Below are 14,981 nucleotides of genomic sequence, written 5' to 3' on the forward strand. Positions count from 1 at the left end.
TTATTTCACCGCCAAATCAATCAGGGTAAACGTAAATACCACTAAACTCAGCACACTGTTCATCGTAAAGAATGCTGTTTGTACACGGCTCATGTCATTTGGCGATACAATATAGTGTTCATAGAAGAGGATACCATAAGTTATCAGCATTCCGGCTCCATACCACCAGCTCAGATCGGTCAACAATAACAAAGCAAGAAAACCGATTGCTGTAATCACGTGGAAGAACTTTGCGATCTGCAATGATTTGTTAAGACCAAAACGGGAAGGTATGGAATGAAGGCCTTCGCCCTGATCAAAATCCAGATCCTGACATGCATAGATGATATCGAACCCTGCAGTCCAGAACACAATCGTAACGTACAGCACAATCGCTGTCCAATCCATCGTACCCGTTACTGCTACCCAACCCCCAAGTGGAGCCAGACCAATGGTCATACCGAGCACTACGTGGCACAACCAGGTGAAACGTTTGGTATATGAATACAAAACCAGCATAAATACAGCTATCGGCAACAGCTGCATGGATAACACGTTAAGGTTGGATGAGGCCCAGAACAAGAGCACAAATGATACTATGATAAAAATAACGACCTCACCGTTTTTCAACAAACCGGCCGGAATTGCTCTCATCGCGGTACGTGGATTTTTCTTGTCTATGGCCTGGTCAATCATGCGGTTCAAGCCAAAAGCAGCACTTCTTGCACCAATCATAGCCAGTAACACCCACATAATCTGCATCCAGGTCGGGAATGTATCATTCACTACCATGGAACCGAGGATGGCTCCCATAAATGCAAAAGGTAAAGCGAAAAGCGTGTGTTCAATTTTGATCATTTCTAAAAAGATGCGAATTTTCCTAAACATGCTGATTCTCCTTGGTTCCAATATGCAGTGCCGCGACGCCTCCGGTTAGAGGGTAGGCCTGCACTTGCTGCAATCCAGTTTCAGCGAAAATGTCGGCCAGTTCCTTCCTTCCTGGAAAAAGTGCAAGTGAGTCGGGCAGCCATTTATACTGCTCATAACGTTTGGCAAACAATTTGGCAAGATTGGGTAATACTTGTTCAAAATAAAAATAATAAATACCTTTAAACGGCTGCCATGTCGGCTTGGACAATTCCAGACACACCACCATGCCACCCGGTTTCACTACACGCTTCATCTCCGACAGAACCTGTCTAAGATCCGGTACATTGCGCAGTCCAAATCCAATCGTTACATAATCGAATGAATTGTCTTCAAAGGGAAGTGACATTGCATTGCCCTGTACCAACGTAATTTGTTTTTGCCGATTTACAGCGTCAACTTTGGTTTGTCCAACCTCCAACATGTTGCTGCTGAAATCCAGTCCATGCATGTGACCTGTTTCACTTGCTTCAGCCATCGCAAGCGTCCAATCACATGTGCCGCAGCACAAATCAAGACCGGTATCGCCTTTGGACATATTCATTTTCTTCATGGTAAATTTACGCCAAGCCTTGTGTCTGCGGAAACTCAGGATATCATTCATGACGTCATATTTACCTGCTATACTCTGAAAAACAGAATGGACAAATTCTTCTTTAGGTTTGGTCTCTCCGCTCCCCATTCGTCTGTCTCCCCCTCAATCTTCCCTTACTGCCGCATGTGAAGGCTGCAAATACGTCAGGTAAGGCTCCAGGATTGCATCAATTTCTTGCAGGCCCAGTTGATCTTCCTCGTCTTGCAGCAACAGTTGTATACGGTGTGTACACTCACGAAGCTTGTCCAGCAAAAACTCGCCGATCCGATACTTATGCACCATACCACTCCATGCTCTTGTATCAGGCTCCGGCTGACGCAGCGTATTGCGCTCGTCGTCATTGCCATACTCGTAAATATGCCAGAAAGCATAACTGTGATAAAAGTTCTGTTCGTCATTCATCCGCTGCAGCTCTTCCATAATTGCCTCGCAGTAGCTGAATTCGGCCAACAGGTCGTTCCATAGTGATGCTTCGTTATCGCGGATCATGCCTGTAAAAGAAAGAAACAGCTGCATCTTCAGCTGTACTGTTTCACGCAAGTATTCTTCAGCCGAAACGAGAAGCTTTTTCATCCGTTCATACAGCGTCATCTTGCGTGCATTCACTTCGGATACAGCACCACTAAGTTTACCGATCATTTCAATTTTGCCTGCATGGGCAAGCAACTGATAGAAACGGCTACTGAAATAATCTCCGGCAAGCACGTTCAGCTGGCGTGAACGCATCTCCAGTTCTCTACGCTCTCCGGATATCGTATCGATTCGATCATGCGTATCCATGGCCAACTGAACGAGCGAGGTTGCGAGAGCGTATAGCTCATCATGAACCTTTTCGTCTGTGCGGCCCACAAATACCTGCAGCAGACGAGCCCGGCTATCCGGAAATGATGGGATTTCCGTATGTTGTCGAATCATGTCGTAATCCGTATATTTCTTTGCTAGTTGGGGTACGCGATATGAATTCATTCTCAGCCTCCGAGCCTTTGCATTGTTAAACCATTTCTGCACTACAATCTTATATATTATAGCATATGTTTATCGGGCACGCACTGAATCATGCTATTCTATTACCCCGGACTTGACATTTCGAATTGCTTCTTCCAAAGTTCGGTCTCCATCATGTGAAACCAGTCCTTCAATTCGTCCGAGAGGATCGGACTATTCCAGTCTCGAAGCGTTTCGATCGCGTACATTGGCCATTCCCCACGCCGAAAATCGGCAGCGAGCAACAAATGTCTTTTGTGAAGCCATTCATCCTCTGCCATAACACGCAGCATCACCTGTTCCACGTTATCCAGACTTCGAAATCCTAGATCTGCCACAGCAGCCATATTACCATAGATTTCGGTGTAACTTGTGCTGGTTCCGGTAACCTTTAGATCAAGCGTCAAAATGGATCGTTTCCACTCCACCCTGGCAATGGGTGTCGATAATTTCATGGTGCTCAGCACGTCCACCAGATTGTCTTCTGTTAGCTGGACGGGATGCTGCGCCGCAGAAACGGGTTGTACGTTTTCACCGCCCAAGGTACGCATATGTAAGGTTTGTATGGCAACAAGCAGAAGGACCGCCGCAACCGTTGCCAGCAGTGAAGCAGTCACGATCATCCGCGGTTTCATAAATGCCTCCCTGCCCTTACCTGTTAGTGTAGTCTGTCCGGTAAAGGCTCATACCTCATTGTACAATGAAAAAAAGCAGGCTATGCCTGCAATTTTCATTATTCCGACTGAATTTGTCCATGCTTGGTGATCAGCGTGGCTTTTCCACGGATTTTAATGGCGGAAGTATGATTGGTAAATTGGGCAAACATGACTTCTCCCTTATCCAGCTTCTCCGTATGGTGGAAGCGGGTATCCTGACCTCGGGTTAAGCCGATCACCTGGACACCGTTCTCCTCCGCCTTAATTACGATATAATCACTGCCGGTTGGATGATCCATCACGCACATCCCCTCTCCTAGTTCAATAGCGTTAATGATGATAAATATTGTTTCATTTGTCAACCAGCCCTTATGTGAATGGAGCGCAATAATCTGTTACTCCCAGGTCATACTACAAGTGATCCAGCCACAGAAAGGAGAGTCTCTATGAAGTACATTCCCGCAGCACTGACAGACGAGCATATTCACCAGTTAAAAGAAACTGAACAGCATCTGTCCGCAGCTGCTGGAGAAGAACTGATTCTGATTGCCTATGCGCAGCAACCGGATGAGCCGGAGTCGCTAGACGGCAGGAAGAAAAATGATTAAAGGACAAAAGAAAAGGCCGTGAACAAGTCACGGTCTTTTTGTCGACATATGGAATATGTAGAAATCTTATTTAATTCCGTCTTTGAGCGCTTTACCTGGTTTGAATGCAGGAATTTTGCTCGCAGGAATTTCGATTTCTTCACCTGTTTGCGGGTTGCGTCCTTTACGTGCAGAGCGCTCGCGAACTTCGAAGTTCCCAAAACCAACCAATTGTACTTTGTCTCCGCTTTGAAGAGCCTCAGAGATTGCTTCGAATACGGCATCAACCGCTTTCGTTACATCCTTTTTGGACAATTCAGTAGCTTCGGACACGTGTGTAATCAAGTCTGATTTGTTCATTTGTTTTTTCACCTCCTGAATCAATGTCCTGAATGTTATACTGTGTTTCCGTTTTATAGCGAAATATACGTTCATACACAAAAAATCTACGTACATCTTGAGCGTGATGAACAGAAATCTCGGCCTGCGGTCAACAGTCATTTCCGGCAGAATGTCGCCTGAAACAAAGGTTGTTTCAGACGCCGAACAAATTTTATACTAATACAGACAGCACACAATTTCAAGTGCGGTTGCGGTTTAACACGTAAAATGTAACCGCCAGGGCAAGCACGAGCACCCCACCTTTTACAATATCATGCGTGAAATATTGAACATTCATCATAGTCAAACCGTTCACCAGTACACCAATCAGAACCGAACCAATGAATGTTCCGATCACGTTTGGTTTACCTGCACCAAATACGGAGAATCCGACAAATACCGCGGCTACGGATTCCATTAACAACGGAGAACCCGCATCAATTTGCCCTGAACCTACTTTGGATGCATAGATGATACCGCCGATTGCAGCAAACACTCCAGCAGCTACATAAGCGAGTGTACGCACCTTTTTCACCTTGATACCGGATAGGCGTGCCGCTTCTTCATTGCCCCCCGTAACGTACATCTGGCGCCCATACTTCGTATACGTCAAAAAGATATGCACACCGATAACCGCAATGAGCAATAGAATGACCGAAATCGGCATTCCCAGCCATTTTCCCTGCCCAAGCTGCAGAAATGTGGGGTCCATCTCTCCGGCAGCCTTGCTTCCGTCAGGAAACTGCATATGGTTATAGATCGTGTACCCTTGAGCATACGTTTTGTGAATTCCACCGATAATGTACATCGTGGCAAGTGTAGCGAGTAGATCCGGGATACGCAGTTTCACAATTAGCAAGGAATTAAGCCAACCAATCACAGCCCCAATAATCAGTGGGACGATAATGACAACTGCCAGCGGCTGCTGATACCAAATCATTAATGAAGCGGTAACGACAGTAGTCAGCGAGACGGTCGCCCCCACCGAAAGATCAAATCCATCAACAATGAGAGATAAGGTAACACCAATCGCCACAAATGTCACGATAGAGATTGAACCCAAAATATCGGTCAAGTTACTGTACGTGAAGAAATAAGGCAATTTAATACCGAAAAATGCTATAACACCAATAATAACGATAATTGCGCCATAACGGAACGCGAAATCTAATGATTTATCCTTCATTCTTCCACCTCTTGTCCACCGCTTGCATAGTATAGCAGCTGTTCTTGATTGGTCTCGCCCCGTTTGAATTCCTTTACAATCGTCCCTTCACACATGACTGCAATCCGATCACCAATGCCCAATCCTTCATCCAGTTCACACGTGAAATAGATAACAGCTTTACCCGCCAAAGCCAGTTCGTTAATGATGCGAAAAATGTCACTTTTGGCGCCGATATCCACACCTTTTGTCGGCTCATCAAAGATAAAGACGTCTGCGTCGGCATTCAGCCATTTGCCAATGGCCACCTTTTGTTGATTGCCACCGCTTAAATACTTCACTTCCTGTCGCACTGACGATGTTTTGATACCGAGTTGCTGCACTAAAGATTCCGCATTCTCACGCTCTCGCTTTCGACTTACAAAACCTAATCTACTAAGACGTCCAAGCAAAGGCAGGCTCAAATTCCGCTCCACGTTTTCCTCAATCAAAATCCCCTGTTTCCGCCGTTCCTCAGGCACGGAGACAATTCCCAGAGCAGCAGCATCAGCAGGTTGGGAAAGACGAAGTTCACGATTGTTAAGCCGAATCTCTCCACTCTCCAACCGATCTGCACCAATCAACAAGCGGGAACATTCCGTTTTCCCCGCACCTACAAGCCCTACTACAGCAAGCACTTCGCCTCGACGAACAGATAGGTCCACACCCTTGACTCGGACTCCACGCCGAAGTCCTCTTGCTTCCAGCAACACTTCTCCTACCGGTGCTTCTGTCTTGGGAAACTCTTCCTCAAACGGTTTTCCGAGCATCTGTGTCACCAGATCATTGATCGTAAGCTCTTTTGCCTCACCCGTGAACACATGTTGTCCATCTCTCATCACGGTGACGCGGTCACAGTGACTTGTAACTTCAGGAAGACGGTGAGTAATAAAAATACATGCCACTCCGCGTTCTTTCAACAAATGTACAATTCGGAAAAAAGCATCCGTTTCTTCCTGGCTCAGCGGTGCAGTTGGTTCATCAAAAATAATGACCTTCGCATCCTGAATCAGGATACGTGCGAGCAGAATCATCTGCTTCTCCGCGAGCGTCAGGTCGGCTACTTTTTTGTGAACGGATATAGCCGCTCCTAATTGCTGCAAAGCTTCAGCCGCACGCTGTTGCAGTTTCCGCGGGCTTTTCCACCAACCTCCACTCGGCGACGCTAATTGATCCAGCATAATGTTCTCGGCAGCTGTCAATTGGGGAACCAGCGCAGCATCCACCTCTTGATACACACAGTGAATACCACTCGCTTTGGCATCGCCTGGTGAATTCAGATGAAGCGTTTGCCCACTTAATTGGATAGTACCCTGATCCAGTTGATAGGCACCAGATAGAATTTTCATCAATGTGCTCTTGCCGGCACCATTCGCACCTAGCAGCGCATGAATTTCTCCGCCTTTCACGGAGAACTCCACGTCTTTCAGTGCAGGAATGCCTGCAAACTGCTTGTGGATATGTTCCATTTGAAGCAGAATCGGTGCAGTACTCATGACGCCAACCTCCAATCGCTCCCCTCCGGGAGTGTCACTATTCTCATGTAGTTATATTCCATCATGGTTGGAAAAAGCGCGCCTTGCGGCGCGCCTCCGTTACGCTGTTTTATTTAGCAGTAACTCCGTATTCCGACATCCATTCCTTGATTCCCTGTGTACTACCTCCCCAACCCTCAACATACTCGGACAGCTCTGAAGTGGAGATTTGTTTGTCAGGCAGCGCATCGCTCTGTACATAAACCGGGTTGAGAACCACTTGATCCTCTGTATCATCCCCGTTCAGCTTCTGGTATGCATAACGGACTTGTACACGTCCAATGTCTGTTGGATCAACCGCTGCGGAAGCTACCCAAGGGTTTTTCGGATCTTGGATCATCTGTAAATCTTCATCACTCATATCAATACCATATACCTTGATCTCGTCACGTCCTGCTTGCTGAATGGCACGCGCTGCACCTTTGGCGAACTCATCCCATGCAGTCCATACCGCTGTGATTTCACCTTTTGGATATTGTTTCAGAATCGCTTCCATTTTGGCTTGTGTATCCAGCGCCGGGTTCTGAGCTGAACCAAACGTTGCAATCTCCTTAATGTCCGGGTTCTCTTTCAGGAACTTGCCATAAGCAACCTGACGACGTTCCATTGGTGCAAAGCCGGCAACCCATACTTTTACGATATTGCCTTGTCCGTTGATATCTTTTTTCATTTGCTCCAGCGTAAGTTCAGCCATCTTTTGATCATCCTGGGACAACACTGTTGCTCCCGGAACACTAATGTCTGCATCGAACACAACAACCGGAATGTTTTGTTTTACTGCCTTTTTCACGCCCGGCGTCAGCAAGGAATCCCCATGATCCGTTAGAATGGCATCGAATTTCTGGTTAATTGCGCTATCGAGCAACGATACCATTTTGGCTTTATCATTATCGGCGACAAACGTAGTCAATTGTCCACCGAATTTTTCGATTTCTTCTTTAACCCCTTGCACATATTGCTGTGAGAACGTACCTGTGTTAAATTCCATGATCAGTGCAATTCGTTTTCCACTGAGTGGGCCTGTTACTGCTTCGGTTTGAGGCTTGTCCTCTGCTGCGCCAGAAGCTGTAGTTGAAGCAGGCTCTTTTTTAATTCCGCAAGCGGACAGCGCCAATGTAAATACAAGCAGCACACTCAACCATACCCATTTTGTATTTTTAATTCTCATCTCTTTCTCCCCCTGTTCACACTCTCTCTGTGATCTCGATCACAATAGTTGAATATTAATATAACGGCTAATCCCTAGTATGTAAATGGGTTTTAGTAATTTAAAGCTAAAACTCGCTAAGTTTTTATTCGAAACTAAAGTATCTTATCCAGTTCATCCAGAATCATGAAAATAAAACAAGAAAAAGACCGCGAGGGGTACCCCTACGGCCTTTTGGACTTACAGAATTATGGCGATTAATCCACCTGAACCTTCGTTAATGATACGTCCCAGCGTCTCTTGCAATTTATATCGTGCATTATCTGGCATCATCGCAATTTTACCCTGAATGCCTTCTCTCACGATGGAATGCAGCGAACGACCGAACATATCTGAATCCCATACCTTGATCGGATCGTTCTCGAAGTCCTGCATCAAGTACCTCACCAGTTCCTCACTCTGTTTTTCCGTTCCGATAATCGGTGCAAACTCCGATTCCACATCGACCCGGATCATGTGAATGGATGGTGCGGTTGCTTTCAGGCGGACGCCGAATTTGGTACCCTGCCGGATGAGTTCAGGTTCATCCAATGCCATTTCGGCGAGGGATGGAGCCGCGATGCCGTAGCCAGTCGTTTTGACCATCTCCAGCGCCTCAGCGAAGCGATCATACTCCCTCTTCGCATGGGAGAATTCCTGCATCAATTGCAGCAGATGATCTTTGCCTCGAATTTCAATACCAACAACTTCCACGAGGATCTGATCATATAATTCATCCGGTGCATACAGATCGATTTCTGCTACACCCTGCCCCATGTTCATGCCGCTCAGACCGGCTCGGTCGATGAATTCGTATTCCATGAACTGAGCAACAACTCGATCCACATCACGCAGCCTGCGAATATCCTTAACCGTGTCGCGAACGGAATTTTCATAGTTGCTGCGCAGCCAGTGGTTTTCATTCAGCACCATCACCCAGCTCGGCAAATTCACATTCACTTCATGTACAGGGAACTCATACAGCACTTCGCGAAGCACACCTGTGACATCATCTTCTGTCATTGTAGCTGCACTGAGTGTCATAACCGGAATGTCATACTTGGCAGCAAGCTCACTGCGCAACTGCAGCGCTTCTTCACTGCGAGGGCGAGTCGAGTTGATCACCAGTACAAACGGTTTGCCTACTTCCTTCAGTTCGGCTATAACGCGTTCCTCTGATTCCACATAGGAACTCCGGGCAATCTCAGCGATCGTGCCGTCTGTTGTAACCACCACACCCAGTGTGGAATGCTCCTGAATGACTTTGCGTGTGCCAATTTCGGCGGCTTCCTGGAAAGGAATTGGTTCTTCAAACCATGGCGTGGAGATCATGCGTGGTCCATTCTCATCCTCGTATCCCTTGGCTCCTTCCACTGCGTAGCCTACGCAATCCACAAGGCGCACATTGACATCAAGTCCCTCGGCGACCTTGATTTGAACCGCATTATTCGGTACGAATTTTGGCTCCGTAGTCATGATTGTTTTGCCAGCTGCGCTCTGTGGCAGTTCATCCACTGCCCGCGCACGGTCTGCCTCATTTGTAATGTTCGGCAAGACGATTGTTTCCATGAAACGTTTGATAAATGTTGATTTCCCCGTCCGGACTGCGCCGACAACCCCGAGATAAATATCCCCTCCGGTCCGCTCGGCAATGTCCTTAAAAATGTCCACTTTCTCCAATGAAATCCCTCCCTAAATTACTCCGAAGGAAAAATGCTAAAGAGCATCCGCTTCGTTTTTTCAATCAGAAGACTGAAATCCCTGCAACGGTAGAGCCGCCTTTGTGAGTGCCCGGAAGTCGTCCGCCGCCGAACGTTGCATTCTGATGAAATCGGCGAGAGCGGCGTTAACTCGTACATGCAATTGGACTAGTATCATCTTATGTATCCGTATGCAGCATTATGACGCGTATTTTTTGTTTTTTTCTCAAGGTAGTTGCCTTAAGAGAATTGCCCCGCTCTCGGACTGCGCGTCTTTATTACAATCTACTTTATGAGCGTGCCGAAGCTTTTATGCCGGTTCGTTCATTTGGTTCTCGTGTTACCGTTCAAGCCGTGCAGAAGGTATACTGTGAAGGTAAGGCATTTTTTAGCAGAGAAGAGCAGAGATAACGAGCTGAGAAAGGTGAGATGAGCGTGGCACAGATCAAAGTATATGGACTAGGTGAGTACTTGAACCCATTGAAAGAGCAGCTTTCACAAGTTATACACTCCGTTATGGTGGATGTTGTGGGATTACCGGAGAACAAGAAGTTTCAACGTTACTTTCCCATGAACACGGATGATTTTCTTTTTCCCTCTGATCGTTCAGCAGGGTATACCATTATTGAAATCAGCATGTTCGAAGGCCGAACAGATCAAGTCAAGAAAGAACTCATTCAGCAATTATTCACACGGATGAACGAACAGTTGAAATTGTCGCCCAATGATGTGGAGATTACTATATTTGAAACACCGCGCAGTCATTGGGGTATTCGGGGATTACCCGGTGATGAACTTGACTTGAGTTATAAAGTGGAGGTCTGAACAAAGTAATCTGAATATAGCTTATGGACCATATGATGTGACTATAAACCAACTTATAAGAAAGAGATATCCCGTGATGCGGAATATCTCTTTTTTTTACCTTAAGGACAATCAATGGATTGCGTGCATTCGAATCGAATTAACGCTCATTATTACTTTGTTGCAATCGGGGTGTTATTCTGCCAGGTATAGGCGACTGATTTTACAGGGACAAAGTAAGAATGCTCCAGCAAGAATTCACGCAAATCTTCCACTTTTGTTGGAGCATTATCTGACTTCTCTACAGCCTGCATAATGTCAAAAGCATAATCTACATAGACATTGCCCTCATCATCCATCATGAAAGGCAGTTCCTGACCCGAATATACACTATTCAGTGTAACCGCTGGGGCACCAGCCTGTGCGGCTTGTTCCATATCTACAGCGTATAGCCCAGGATACAGTTCTTCCCCACTTGGTAGTTGATTGTTATGTACGGACTTGTACTGATTGACCATTCGTTGAACATCATTTACTTTCTGTACCGTTTGAAGATCCATGACTTTGACTGTCGGGTTCACTTCTTCATCCTGAATGAGAAAGTAAGCGCTCCCACCACTTTCAAACGCCGTGCCGGGTATTTCATCCAGATACCCCTGCTGTTTCAGCTTGGACAGATCAACTCTGAATTTTTCATATTTCGGTGTTTCCATATCTGCGTTGACCATGGGCAAAATCCCCTGATCCTGTTGGAATGCTTCTACCGCAGTTTGAATACGGCTTAAGCTTTCCCTATAAGCTATTTTGGGATCGGGATTACTCTGGGATTGATACATACACCCCGTTGCTGTAAAAGCAAACAATAGGAATAAGAGTAGACAGGACATCTTCTGCAAATGACGCCTCTGCCTTCTTGGTTTCACGTTCTTCGTCATATTCACGTTCATCCGTATCCTCCTTGAATCGTTCCACTCAGGTATTCTTAGAACCAATCGTCCTCTTCCTGCTGCTGACGCTCCAATTGTTTACGAATCGCTGCCTTCAGAGGGTCCTCCGGAACATGAACCGTCACCGATCCCCGCACCTTCGCCTGACATGACAGTCGAGTGCCTGCATCCAGCAGTGAACCTAGTTTACGCTTCTCCGCATCTGTTGGTGGATGCAGCGCTGCTAGATGTTCCGAATCTACTTTCACCTTACACATCAGGCAGGCTGCCTTTCCATCACATCGCGTTGCTATTTTAACCCCTGCACGGCGTGCAGCATTTAACAGCGTTACCCCTGGCTTTAGCCGAATCGTTTTATTTTGCGGTAAAAATGTAATATTGTAATCCATCATTCTTCCTCCTAACTTACTGAGGCCATTCGAAGCCAACAAGCTCTTCCACTTCTGCTCTGAATCGGCTTGTCCATATATTTTGCTTCCCCAATAAAGTCATTAGAGGTTGATGTGATTCAGGCATCTGCCGAATCTGCCTTGCAATGGGTTCGTAACGATCGGCACGGCCTCTCATTAGATTAAACAACAGCTCATGAGCAAGCGGCATTAGACGCAATGTGTAAGAACCTACTTTGGCTTCAGGTGCATACTCGGCCAATACATGCTCAATTTCAATGCGGTACCAACTCTTACGTGACCACACTTCGAAACCCCCAACCAGTTCCAAGGCACAAGTCCCTACCTGATAATGACTGAGTAGCGAGGCATAAGGTCCCGTCTTATCTACGACAGGCTCGTCCAGTACCATTCCAGGCGCAGATTTATGCAGCAACTTCGCGGCGGTGATATCAGCGTAAATGTCAATATCTCTGGGAGCCTGCTGTAATTCCACCTGCTGGAGCAACAACCCACAGCTTCCCCCAAGCAGCCACGTATAAGGCTCTGTATCCCAAGCTTTCGCCGTTTCCAGCAAAGCCGCGTGTAATTCCGGATAGCGCTCTGTCCGATCCTCCGTTTCATGCGACCTCATCGGCTCACCTTCCCTTCATCCGTTTTCGTTGTGTCAGTTCTTATGATGTGTTTATGCGGATGTTATCTCTCAGGCGAGAAAGATCAGGTCAGAGAAGCTATTCCGCCGAAAAGGCCAATCAGCATAATGAGAAAAGCGATTAAAGAAAGAATGCCCCGTACAACGCCTTTCGTTTTGGAGCGAGCAAACGTAATTAGGAATACAGATAGTCCCATAATGAGGATTGCGACCAATGAAAGCCACATCTTGTCCATCGCGTTCATAATCCAGAGTTCTCCCCTTCAGTCCGTAATTCATCACTGACACTGTGACAATTGCAACTATTATAACACGAAACATTGCTCAGCTTTCCAAAAAAAAGACAAAAAGCAAGCCGGCAAATGCCGACTTGTCTTTTTGTCTTGCTCGATCGCCTGCATGCAGGCGCGATCTATTATTTTTTCATCATCATTTTCATTAATGATTCCATACTGTTTGGGTTTAATCCGCTTTTTTTGACGGCACTCACGATATCCTGAACTGTATCCTCAGATACCGGCACTTTTGCCATGGCGGATACTTGCTTGATCAGTTGGCGCAACTGAGCTTCATTCTGCATGGTGGACGGTTTTACTGTACTCGCCAATTTCTTGACGGCACCTTCCGTAATCGATTTCCCTGTTTTTTTGTTGATCGCTTTCAGCGCTTCCTTGGAAATGTTGTTAGCCATTCGTCTCCCCTCCTCCGGCAATACTCATGTGTATAATATGAGTGCACCGCAAAAAAGGTGAATAAGCTTCTCATTTCGGGAAAGCTGCCTACGCTACCATCAGGAATGCCACTGCTCCCAGGTTTCAAGCGTCATGACTTCCATTTCGGTCTTGGGATCACGTCCCATTAAAGCTTCAACCGCATCCCGCGGCTGTCTCTCCTGAAAAAGAACGTGATAAAGCTGATCTGCAATCGGCATTTGCACACCATATTTCTGAGAAATGAAGTGGGCGGCCTGTGTGGTCCGAATTCCTTCCACAACCATGCCCATGGAATTCAATACATCGTCCAGCTTCTGTCCTTTGCCCAGCAAGGAACCTGCTCTCCAGTTACGACTGTGCTGACTAGTCGCGGTCACGACCAAATCACCGATCCCTGCAAGTCCGGAGAACGTAAGCGGATTCGCCCCCATCTCCACACCGATGCGTGTGATCTCGGCCAGCCCGCGTGTTAGCAACGCTGCTTTGGCATTATCACCAAAGTTAAGGCCGTCTGACATACCTGCTCCCAGCGCGATAATATTTTTAAACGCTCCCGCCAATTCTACACCGATCATATCTCGATTCGTGTACACACGGAAATAAGCATTCATAAATAAACCTTGGGCGGCCTCGGCAGAAGCTTTATCCAGTGATGCCACAACAACCGTCGTTGGGCAACGCTTAACCACTTCTTCCGCATGGCTTGGACCAGAAAGTACAACGATATGTCCTTCTTCACATTCAAGTTCTTCCGAAATGACTGTGGACATGCGTTTTAGACTTTCTGTCTCAAATCCCTTGGTTGCATGAATGATTAACATTTCCGGTTTGTAATAGGCCTTAAGCTGATGAGCAACCGAACGCATCGCCGATGAAGGAGCAACAATTAACACAGCAGAAGCCCCTTCAACTGCCGTCGCCATATCCGTGGTTGCCTGAATACGAGGTGACAGCTCTGCATCGGGAAGGAAGCGTTGGTTTGTATGTTTATTATTGATTTCTGTGGCCTGGTCTTCACCACGTGTCCACATGATCACATCCAGTTGATTGGCAGCTAATACACTGGCAAGTGCAGTACCCCAACTGCCCGCAACCAGAACAGCAACTTTTTTAGACAACGCGTTTTCCCCCTCCAGGGCTTTTCGATCCCAATTTATTTTCCTGTCCTTTGGCGAGCTTCGCAATATTGGTACGATGTCTCCAGAACGCAAACAGACAAATAATCAGACTTCCCCAGAAGATACTCATCGAATATCCGGGTAACACAAGGATGAAGAGCGGTGTCAAAGCTACAAAAATAAGGGAACCCAATGAAACATATCGTGTCAATACGATGGACAGGATGGCAAATACACCGGCGCATAGCGCAGGAATAAGTGCAAGAGTTACGAGCACACCAATCGCTGTCGCAATTCCTTTTCCTCCGCGAAAACGGAAGTACAGCGGCCAGTTATGTCCTGCAATGGCAGCTATACCACTGAGTGCAGGAATCCAATCGGAACCATTGCTAAACCAAACCCCAATCCAAACGGCCGCAATACCTTTGAGTACATCCAACAGAAGTACCAGAATTGCCGGTCCTTTACCCAATATCCGCAAAGTATTGGTAGCCCCTGCATTTCCGCTTCCGTGTTGACGGATATCGATCCCCCGTAGTGCTTTTGCAAGGAGGACACTAAAGCTGATTGAACCGAGCAGATAGCTCAGTACAATCGCTGCGATTTGTAAAATCACAAACTTCT

At 46.6% G+C, this 14,981-nt stretch carries 19 protein-coding genes; 2 read left to right on the plus strand and 17 right to left on the minus strand.

The annotated features are described in order from the left end of the window. From BLS14_RS10370 to mtrB, 5 genes are all read right to left on the minus strand, one after another. Positions 1–867 (minus strand): UbiA-like polyprenyltransferase, encoded by an 867-nt coding sequence (locus BLS14_RS10370; RefSeq protein ID WP_063566766.1) that lies wholly within the window; start codon positions 865–867, stop codon positions 1–3. Then, positions 860–1,588 (minus strand): demethylmenaquinone methyltransferase, encoded by a 729-nt coding sequence (locus BLS14_RS10375; RefSeq protein WP_053780684.1) that lies wholly within the window; start codon positions 1,586–1,588, stop codon positions 860–862. The genes BLS14_RS10370 and BLS14_RS10375 overlap by 8 nt, the downstream gene beginning before the upstream one ends. 15 nt (positions 1,589–1,603) lie before the next feature. Next, positions 1,604–2,467, minus strand: a complete 864-nt coding sequence (locus tag BLS14_RS10380; RefSeq protein ID WP_064636846.1) for a heptaprenyl diphosphate synthase component 1 — start codon at positions 2,465–2,467, stop codon at positions 1,604–1,606. 101 nt (positions 2,468–2,568) lie between these two features. Further along, positions 2,569–3,120 (minus strand): hypothetical protein, encoded by a 552-nt coding sequence (locus BLS14_RS10385; RefSeq protein ID WP_063566764.1) that lies wholly within the window; start codon positions 3,118–3,120, stop codon positions 2,569–2,571. 98 nt (positions 3,121–3,218) lie between these two features. Beyond that, positions 3,219–3,440, minus strand: a complete 222-nt coding sequence (gene mtrB / locus BLS14_RS10390) for a trp RNA-binding attenuation protein MtrB (RefSeq protein ID WP_024630669.1) — start codon at positions 3,438–3,440, stop codon at positions 3,219–3,221. A gap of 147 nt (positions 3,441–3,587) precedes the next feature. Here mtrB and BLS14_RS32520 point away from each other — a divergent pair, with 147 nt between their 5' ends. Beyond that, complete coding sequence (locus BLS14_RS32520; protein WP_157258423.1) at positions 3,588–3,749, plus strand: hypothetical protein; 162 nt, start codon at positions 3,588–3,590, stop codon at positions 3,747–3,749. Positions 3,750–3,815: 66 nt separating this feature from the next. On the opposite strand, the gene BLS14_RS10395 is transcribed toward BLS14_RS32520, so the two are convergent. The 5 genes from BLS14_RS10395 to spoIVA all read right to left on the minus strand — a co-directional run bounded on the left by BLS14_RS10395 (position 3,816) and on the right by spoIVA (position 9,714). Further along, positions 3,816–4,088 carry an HU family DNA-binding protein gene (locus BLS14_RS10395; protein WP_024630670.1) on the minus strand — a complete coding sequence of 91 codons (273 nt, stop codon included), beginning with the start codon at positions 4,086–4,088 and terminating at the stop codon, positions 3,816–3,818. A gap of 220 nt (positions 4,089–4,308) precedes the next feature. After that, the gene (locus BLS14_RS10400) at positions 4,309–5,295 is read right to left on the minus strand and encodes an ABC transporter permease (RefSeq protein ID WP_063566763.1); all 987 of its coding nucleotides are present in this window, start codon (positions 5,293–5,295) and stop codon (positions 4,309–4,311) included. Further along, positions 5,292–6,809 (minus strand): sugar ABC transporter ATP-binding protein, encoded by a 1,518-nt coding sequence (locus BLS14_RS10405; protein WP_090951463.1) that lies wholly within the window; start codon positions 6,807–6,809, stop codon positions 5,292–5,294. Before BLS14_RS10405 ends, BLS14_RS10400 begins: the two co-directional genes overlap by 4 nt. A gap of 109 nt (positions 6,810–6,918) precedes the next feature. Further along, positions 6,919–8,016, minus strand: coding sequence for a sugar ABC transporter substrate-binding protein (locus BLS14_RS10410; protein WP_090951465.1), 1,098 nt, complete (start codon positions 8,014–8,016; stop codon positions 6,919–6,921). A 219-nt stretch (positions 8,017–8,235) separates the two neighbouring features. Continuing rightward, entirely contained in the window at positions 8,236–9,714 is a 1,479-nt protein-coding gene (spoIVA, locus tag BLS14_RS10415; protein WP_024630674.1) for a stage IV sporulation protein A, read from the minus strand. A gap of 455 nt (positions 9,715–10,169) precedes the next feature. On the opposite strand from spoIVA, the gene BLS14_RS10420 reads away from it, so the two are divergent. Next, the gene (locus tag BLS14_RS10420; protein ID WP_090951468.1) at positions 10,170–10,559 is read left to right on the plus strand and encodes a tautomerase family protein; all 390 of its coding nucleotides are present in this window, start codon (positions 10,170–10,172) and stop codon (positions 10,557–10,559) included. 152 nt (positions 10,560–10,711) lie between these two features. Here the strand turns inward: BLS14_RS10420 and BLS14_RS10425 are convergent, their stop codons facing one another. From BLS14_RS10425 to plsY, 7 genes are all read right to left on the minus strand, one after another. After that, on the minus strand, positions 10,712–11,485 hold the full coding sequence (locus BLS14_RS10425; RefSeq protein WP_079694050.1) for a hypothetical protein: 774 nt from the start codon (positions 11,483–11,485) through the stop codon (positions 10,712–10,714). 35 nt (positions 11,486–11,520) lie between these two features. After that, on the minus strand, positions 11,521–11,874 hold the full coding sequence (locus tag BLS14_RS10430) for a 2Fe-2S iron-sulfur cluster-binding protein (RefSeq protein ID WP_063566759.1): 354 nt from the start codon (positions 11,872–11,874) through the stop codon (positions 11,521–11,523). A gap of 16 nt (positions 11,875–11,890) precedes the next feature. Beyond that, entirely contained in the window at positions 11,891–12,508 is a 618-nt protein-coding gene (locus tag BLS14_RS10435; RefSeq protein ID WP_090951470.1) for a hypothetical protein, read from the minus strand. 83 nt (positions 12,509–12,591) lie between these two features. Continuing rightward, on the minus strand, positions 12,592–12,771 hold the full coding sequence (locus tag BLS14_RS10440; protein WP_063566757.1) for a DUF2768 family protein: 180 nt from the start codon (positions 12,769–12,771) through the stop codon (positions 12,592–12,594). 170 nt (positions 12,772–12,941) lie between these two features. Continuing rightward, a complete protein-coding gene (locus BLS14_RS10445; RefSeq protein ID WP_024630680.1) occupies positions 12,942–13,217 on the minus strand; it encodes a stage VI sporulation protein F in 276 nt (91 codons plus the stop codon). 99 nt (positions 13,218–13,316) lie between these two features. Next, positions 13,317–14,357, minus strand: coding sequence for an NAD(P)H-dependent glycerol-3-phosphate dehydrogenase (locus BLS14_RS10450; RefSeq protein ID WP_063566756.1), 1,041 nt, complete (start codon positions 14,355–14,357; stop codon positions 13,317–13,319). After that, positions 14,350–14,973: a glycerol-3-phosphate 1-O-acyltransferase PlsY gene (gene plsY, locus BLS14_RS10455; RefSeq protein ID WP_063566755.1), complete on the minus strand. Its 624-nt coding sequence runs from the start codon at positions 14,971–14,973 to the stop codon at positions 14,350–14,352. The genes BLS14_RS10450 and plsY overlap by 8 nt, the downstream gene beginning before the upstream one ends. Positions 14,974–14,981 lie beyond the last annotated feature (8 nt).

This window comes from Paenibacillus sp. OK060, from assembly GCF_900101205.1.
Classification (GTDB): domain Bacteria; phylum Bacillota; class Bacilli; order Paenibacillales; family Paenibacillaceae; genus Paenibacillus; species Paenibacillus marchantiae.

Excerpts from the sequence above, each read along its gene's own strand:
- BLS14_RS10370 (WP_063566766.1), bottom strand. The coding sequence starts at position 867 with ATGTTTAGGAAAATTCGCATCTTTTTAGAAATGATCAAAATTGAACAC.
- BLS14_RS10375 (WP_053780684.1), bottom strand. The coding sequence starts at position 1,588 with ATGGGGAGCGGAGAGACCAAACCTAAAGAAGAATTTGTCCATTCTGTT.
- BLS14_RS10380 (WP_064636846.1), bottom strand. The coding sequence starts at position 2,467 with ATGAATTCATATCGCGTACCCCAACTAGCAAAGAAATATACGGATTAC.
- BLS14_RS10385 (WP_063566764.1), bottom strand. The coding sequence starts at position 3,120 with ATGAAACCGCGGATGATCGTGACTGCTTCACTGCTGGCAACGGTTGCG.
- mtrB (WP_024630669.1), bottom strand. The coding sequence starts at position 3,440 with ATGGATCATCCAACCGGCAGTGATTATATCGTAATTAAGGCGGAGGAG.
- BLS14_RS32520 (WP_157258423.1), top strand. The coding sequence starts at position 3,588 with ATGAAGTACATTCCCGCAGCACTGACAGACGAGCATATTCACCAGTTA.
- BLS14_RS10395 (WP_024630670.1), bottom strand. The coding sequence starts at position 4,088 with ATGAACAAATCAGACTTGATTACACACGTGTCCGAAGCTACTGAATTG.
- BLS14_RS10400 (WP_063566763.1), bottom strand. The coding sequence starts at position 5,295 with ATGAAGGATAAATCATTAGATTTCGCGTTCCGTTATGGCGCAATTATC.
- BLS14_RS10405 (WP_090951463.1), bottom strand. The coding sequence starts at position 6,809 with ATGAGTACTGCACCGATTCTGCTTCAAATGGAACATATCCACAAGCAG.
- BLS14_RS10410 (WP_090951465.1), bottom strand. The coding sequence starts at position 8,016 with ATGAGAATTAAAAATACAAAATGGGTATGGTTGAGTGTGCTGCTTGTA.
- BLS14_RS10425 (WP_079694050.1), bottom strand. The coding sequence starts at position 11,485 with ATGAACGTGAATATGACGAAGAACGTGAAACCAAGAAGGCAGAGGCGT.
- BLS14_RS10430 (WP_063566759.1), bottom strand. The coding sequence starts at position 11,874 with ATGGATTACAATATTACATTTTTACCGCAAAATAAAACGATTCGGCTA.
- BLS14_RS10435 (WP_090951470.1), bottom strand. The coding sequence starts at position 12,508 with ATGAGGTCGCATGAAACGGAGGATCGGACAGAGCGCTATCCGGAATTA.
- BLS14_RS10440 (WP_063566757.1), bottom strand. The coding sequence starts at position 12,771 with ATGAACGCGATGGACAAGATGTGGCTTTCATTGGTCGCAATCCTCATT.
- BLS14_RS10445 (WP_024630680.1), bottom strand. The coding sequence starts at position 13,217 with ATGGCTAACAACATTTCCAAGGAAGCGCTGAAAGCGATCAACAAAAAA.